Here is a 4656-nt window from a genome sequence, read left to right on the forward strand (position 1 = left end):
ACGTTGTCTCGTTTTTCCGGGCTGGAGCTGAGCCCGGCGCCGATCCGCAACGTGATGTCCGACCTGGAGGAGCTCGGCCTCGTTTCGAGCCCGCACACGTCGGCGGGCCGTGTGCCGACGCCGCGCGGCTACCGCCTGTTCGTCGACACGATGCTGACGGTCGAGACGCCGATCGATGCCGAAGCCGTCACGCGCCAGGTACAGAGCACGCTGCAGGCGGGCGAGCCGCAGCAGCGGGTCGTGGCGGCCGCGGCGAGCGTGCTGTCGAACCTGTCGCAGTTTGCCGGCGTCGTGCTGACGCCGCGCCGCAGCCATGTGTTCAAGCAGATCGAATTCATGCGCCTGTCGGACAAGCGCATCCTGCTCATCATCGTCACGCCGGAAGGCGACGTGCAGAACCGGATGCTGGCGACGCCGCGCGACTATTCGCCATCGGAACTGACCGAAGCGTCCAACTACATCAACGCGCATTTCGCCGGCCTGTCGTTCGACGATGTGCGGCGGCGCCTGCGCGACGAGATCGACCAGTTGCGCGGCGACATGACGACATTGATGCACGCGGCCGTGACGGCGAGCACCGAGGTGCCGGACACGGAAGACACCGTGCTCATTTCCGGTGAGCGCAACCTGCTCGAAGTCGCGGACCTGTCGTCCGACATGGCGCGGCTGCGCAAGCTGTTCGACGTGTTCGACCAAAAGACCGGCCTCCTGCAGTTGCTCGACGTATCGAGCCACGCCCAGGGCGTGCAGATTTTCATCGGCGGCGAATCGACGCTCGTGCCGATCGAGGAAATGAGCGTCGTCACCGCGCCTTACGAGGTGAACGGCAAGATCGTCGGCACGCTCGGTGTGATCGGCCCGACGCGGATGGCGTACAACCGCGTGATCCCGATCGTCGATATCACCGCGCGGCTGCTGTCGCTCACGCTCAGCCAGCAATAGCCGGCGTTCCGTCATCGTGTCCCGGCGCGGGGCGCCGCGCAATCGGCCGAACGGCCAGTCACCGCACCGGAGATGGCCCGCTATAATTGAGGGCCGTCCGGTTTTGTGCACGAGCACATTCTTGCCTATGCGCTTCGATCTAGAGCCGCCATCGAGTGTCGCGGCTGCCCATCGCGTCGCGGTGCTGCTGATCAACCTCGGCACGCCCGACGCGCCGACGCCGCGCGCGGTCCGGCGCTATCTCGCCGAATTCCTGTCCGATCGCCGCGTGGTCGAAATTCCGCAGGCGGTCTGGCAGATCCTGTTGCGCACGCTGATCCTGCCGCTGCGCGGAAGGGCGTCCGCGAAGAAGTACGCGACCGTCTGGATGCCCGAGGGGTCGCCGCTGCGCGTGTATACAGAGCGCCAGGTCGAGGGCGTGCGGCATCTGCTCGCGTCGAACGGCTATCAGGTGCTGGTCGATTACGCGATGCGCTACGGCAGCCCGAACATCCCGCAGGTGCTCTCCCAGCTCAAGCACGCCGGCGTCGAGCGCGTGTTGCTGATGCCGATGTATCCGCAGTATTCGTCGTCAACGACGGCGACCGCCTTCGACGCCGCCTTCAAGCCCCTTTCGCGCATGCGCAACCAGCCCGAGGTACGCACCGTGCGCCATTACGCCGATCATCCGGCGTACATTCACGCGCTCGCCGAGCAGGTGCGGCAGTATTGGGCCGCGCGCGGTCGCCCCGATTTTGCGGCGGGCGACAAGCTGGTGCTGAGCTTCCACGGTGTGCCAAAGCGCACGCTCGACCTCGGCGATCCATATCACGATCAGTGTCAGCAGACGGCCGCGCTGCTGATGGCGGCGCTCGGCCTGTCGACGATCGAATGCCGCGTGACCTTCCAGTCCCGCTTCGGCAAGGCGGAGTGGCTGCAGCCGTACACCGCGCCGACCTTGCGCGAACTGGGCGAGGCCGGCGTGCAGCGCGTGGACGTGTTCTGCCCTGGCTTCACCGCCGATTGTCTCGAGACGATCGAGGAGATCGGAATGGAAGTGCGCGACGAGTTTCTGGCCGGCGGCGGTAAGTCGTTCCATCGCATTCCGTGCCTGAACGGCGCGCATGCGTGGATCGGCGCGCTCGGCGAGATCATCGCGGAGAATCTGCAAGGCTGGCCGGTCAAGACGACGCAGCCGGAATCGGTAAGCTGACGCGATGAACTACAAGATTTCCCTCGAGCCCGGCGCACGGATGCGTATCGACAAGTGGCTGTGGGCCGCGCGGTTCTTCAAGACGCGCTCGCTGGCGGCCGACGCGGTCGACAAGGGACGGGTGCGGATCGGCGGCGCGCCGGTCAAGCCGGCCAAGGAAGTGCGTGTCGGCGACGAGGTCGAGATTGCGATCGACAGCGTGGTCTGGCACATTGCCGTGCTGGGCATTTGCGACGTGCGCGGGCCGGCGAGCGTCGCGCAGACGCTTTATGCCGAATCGGAATCCGGGCGGGCCAAGCGGCTCGCCGAGCAGGAGCGGCGGCGCATGTTCCGCGAGCCGTCGGCCGAACTGCACGGCCGGCCGACGAAGCGCGATCGCCGTATCATCGACAAATTTTCGGGTGGTGGCTGAACATCGGATCGAATGTCGCCCGCGCGCTTCCGTATTCGGTCGTACGGTCGGTGACCGCACCCGAAAGGCAGATGGTGGTGGTGCCCGCGATGAGTACCAGCGCGACCACCGATATGACAAAGGTCAGTTTCACGGTGCGCCCCTCAACAAGACGGGTGAAAACAGCGCCAGATGGGTTGTCGGACATCGGGCATATCAGGGTAAACCGGGAATCGCCGATGCCTGAATGCAGTGTAGTTGAGCGCCCGGGATGCAGGCCAGTCCCTGTCAGGTAAGCGTTGTTACAGGGCGTTTCGGCCGGTCGCCCGGCCGCGCGCGCGATGGCGCCGGCAAATGGACGGCTGTTTCGCGGTATTGGCGAATGGCTGCGAATAACCCTCTTGAAATCGCTGGCTTCATCCTTATCTGCACCAACACTGTGCGGCATCGGCGGCCTTTTTGTCCGACGATTGCCGATTTGGCTTTAACCTCTAATTCGACTTTCAGCGACATGGAAAACACGCAAGAGAACCCGGCTACCCAATCGGCCGAAGACGTCGGCAGCCAGGCGCCGGCAGAGCAGGGCGCAGCACCGGTCGCCGAAGCCGCTGAAGCGGCGCTGGCCGAGGCTCGGGCCAAGGTCGCCGAGCTGCAGGAAAGCTTCCTGCGTGCGAAGGCCGAGACCGAAAACGTGCGCCGCCGTGCGCAGGACGATATCGCGAAGGCGCACAAGTTCGCGATCGAGAGCTTTGCCGAGCACCTGCTGCCGGTGCTGGACAGCCTCGAGGCTGCGGTCGGCGACACGTCCGGCGATCTCGCGAAGGTGCGCGAGGGTGTCGAGCTGACGCTGCGCCAGCTGACGAGCGCGCTCGAGAAGGGCCGCGTTACCGCAATCAACCCGGTCGGCGAAAAATTCGATCCGCATCAGCATCAGGCGATCTCGATGGTTCCGGCCGATCAGGAGCCGAATACCGTCGTCGCGGTGCTGCAAAAGGGTTACACGATCGCCGACCGCGTGCTGCGTCCGGCGCTCGTGACGGTCGCGCAGCCGAAGTAAGGCTTCGCGATGGCCGGTGCGGGCGTCGATCCGGCGGCATTCGACGCGCTCGCTCCGCAGCAACGTGTACGAGCACCGCGAGCTTGCGCACCGCTTCGGGCTGCATGGCGTGCCGGCATGGTTTTTCTTTCGCCGTGGGGAGCGCCTTGGCTGCGCAACCGGCTGGCGCGGGCTCGAACTCGAGCAGTTCGCGGCAGCCGTGGTGGCGCGGGCGAAGATGGCAGCGGCGGATGATCCGGCGGCCGGCGCCGGCGGATGATACTTCGGTGGCTGATATCCCGGCGGTAGGCGCTCCGGCGGCTGACGCTCCGGCGACGGCCGCTACGCCGGCGAACGGCCCGCCACGCGGCGATGCGGTATCGGCTGGCGTGGCCTCGGCCGGCATTGAAAAAATTTAATAGCCGTATCGCTTGTCGGGTCTTGAAATTGGTCCAGCCGGACTTATTTCGGGAGCAGAGTTGAATTCGGCGCGCGAAACCGCCGCAAAGAAGCGGGTTTTCGCGCAGCAAACAAGGATTTCTGGAGATTAGGAAAAATGGGAAAGATCATCGGTATTGACCTCGGCACCACGAACTCGTGCGTCGCCATCATGGAAGGCAACCAGGTCAAGGTCATCGAGAACTCGGAAGGCGCACGCACCACGCCGTCGATCATCGCTTACATGGACGACAACGAAGTGCTCGTCGGCGCGCCGGCGAAGCGTCAATCGGTGACGAACCCGAAGAACACGCTCTTTGCGGTCAAGCGCCTGATCGGCCGCCGCTTCGAAGAGAAGGAAGTGCAGAAGGACATCGGCCTGATGCCGTACGCGATCATCAAGGCGGACAACGGCGACGCATGGGTCGAGGCGCACGGTGAAAAGCTGGCGCCGCCGCAAGTGTCGGCGGAAGTGCTGCGCAAGATTAAGAAGACGGCCGAGGACTACCTCGGCGAGCCGGTCACGGAAGCCGTGATCACGGTGCCGGCATACTTCAACGACAGCCAGCGCCAGGCGACCAAGGATGCAGGCCGCATCGCGGGCCTGGAAGTCAAGCGGATCATCAACGAGCCGACCGCAGCGGCGCTCGCGTTCGG

The 4656-nt window shown here is 65.1% G+C and carries 6 protein-coding genes and 1 pseudogene; 6 read left to right on the forward strand and 1 reads right to left on the reverse strand.

What is annotated here, in order from left to right; translation table 11 throughout:
- The 3 genes from hrcA to KH616_RS21650 all read left to right on the forward strand — a co-directional run.
- The coding region (hrcA, locus tag KH616_RS21640; RefSeq protein ID WP_292250662.1) for a heat-inducible transcriptional repressor HrcA at nt 1–942 on the forward strand (942 nt) is incomplete at its 5' end.
- Nucleotides 943–1069: 127 nt separating this feature from the next.
- On the forward strand, nt 1070–2134 hold the full coding sequence (gene hemH, locus KH616_RS21645; protein ID WP_292250663.1) for a ferrochelatase: 1065 nt from the start codon (nt 1070–1072) through the stop codon (nt 2132–2134).
- 4 nt (nt 2135–2138) lie between these two features.
- On the forward strand, nt 2139–2546 hold the full coding sequence (locus KH616_RS21650) for an RNA-binding S4 domain-containing protein (protein WP_292250665.1): 408 nt from the start codon (nt 2139–2141) through the stop codon (nt 2544–2546).
- Here KH616_RS21650 and KH616_RS21655 read toward each other — a convergent pair.
- On the reverse strand, nt 2518–2973 hold the full coding sequence (locus KH616_RS21655) for a hypothetical protein (RefSeq protein WP_292250670.1): 456 nt from the start codon (nt 2971–2973) through the stop codon (nt 2518–2520). The two genes, KH616_RS21650 and KH616_RS21655, sit on opposite strands and share 29 nt — an antisense overlap.
- 63 nt (nt 2974–3036) lie before the next feature.
- Between KH616_RS21655 and grpE the strand changes: the two genes are divergently transcribed.
- From grpE to KH616_RS21670, 3 genes and pseudogenes are all read left to right on the forward strand, one after another.
- Entirely contained in the window at nt 3037–3582 is a 546-nt protein-coding gene (gene grpE / locus KH616_RS21660; protein ID WP_292250667.1) for a nucleotide exchange factor GrpE, read from the forward strand.
- A 61-nt stretch (nt 3583–3643) separates the two neighbouring features.
- Nucleotides 3644–3841: pseudogene (locus KH616_RS21665) on the forward strand (thioredoxin); the annotation flags it as partial.
- A gap of 276 nt (nt 3842–4117) precedes the next feature.
- A partial coding sequence (locus tag KH616_RS21670; RefSeq protein WP_292250669.1) for an Hsp70 family protein occupies nt 4118–4656 on the forward strand: 539 nt, incomplete at its 3' end.

It is taken from the genome of Burkholderia sp., from assembly GCF_018375725.1.
Taxonomy (GTDB): domain Bacteria; phylum Pseudomonadota; class Gammaproteobacteria; order Burkholderiales; family Burkholderiaceae; genus Burkholderia.

Bases quoted from the DNA above. Each gene is read 5' to 3' on its own strand.
- hemH (WP_292250663.1), top strand. From the start codon at position 1,070: ATGCGCTTCGATCTAGAGCCGCCATCGAGTGTCGCGGCTGCCCATCGC.
- KH616_RS21650 (WP_292250665.1), top strand. From the start codon at position 2,139: ATGAACTACAAGATTTCCCTCGAGCCCGGCGCACGGATGCGTATCGAC.
- KH616_RS21655 (WP_292250670.1), bottom strand. From the start codon at position 2,973: ATGCCGCACAGTGTTGGTGCAGATAAGGATGAAGCCAGCGATTTCAAG.
- grpE (WP_292250667.1), top strand. From the start codon at position 3,037: ATGGAAAACACGCAAGAGAACCCGGCTACCCAATCGGCCGAAGACGTC.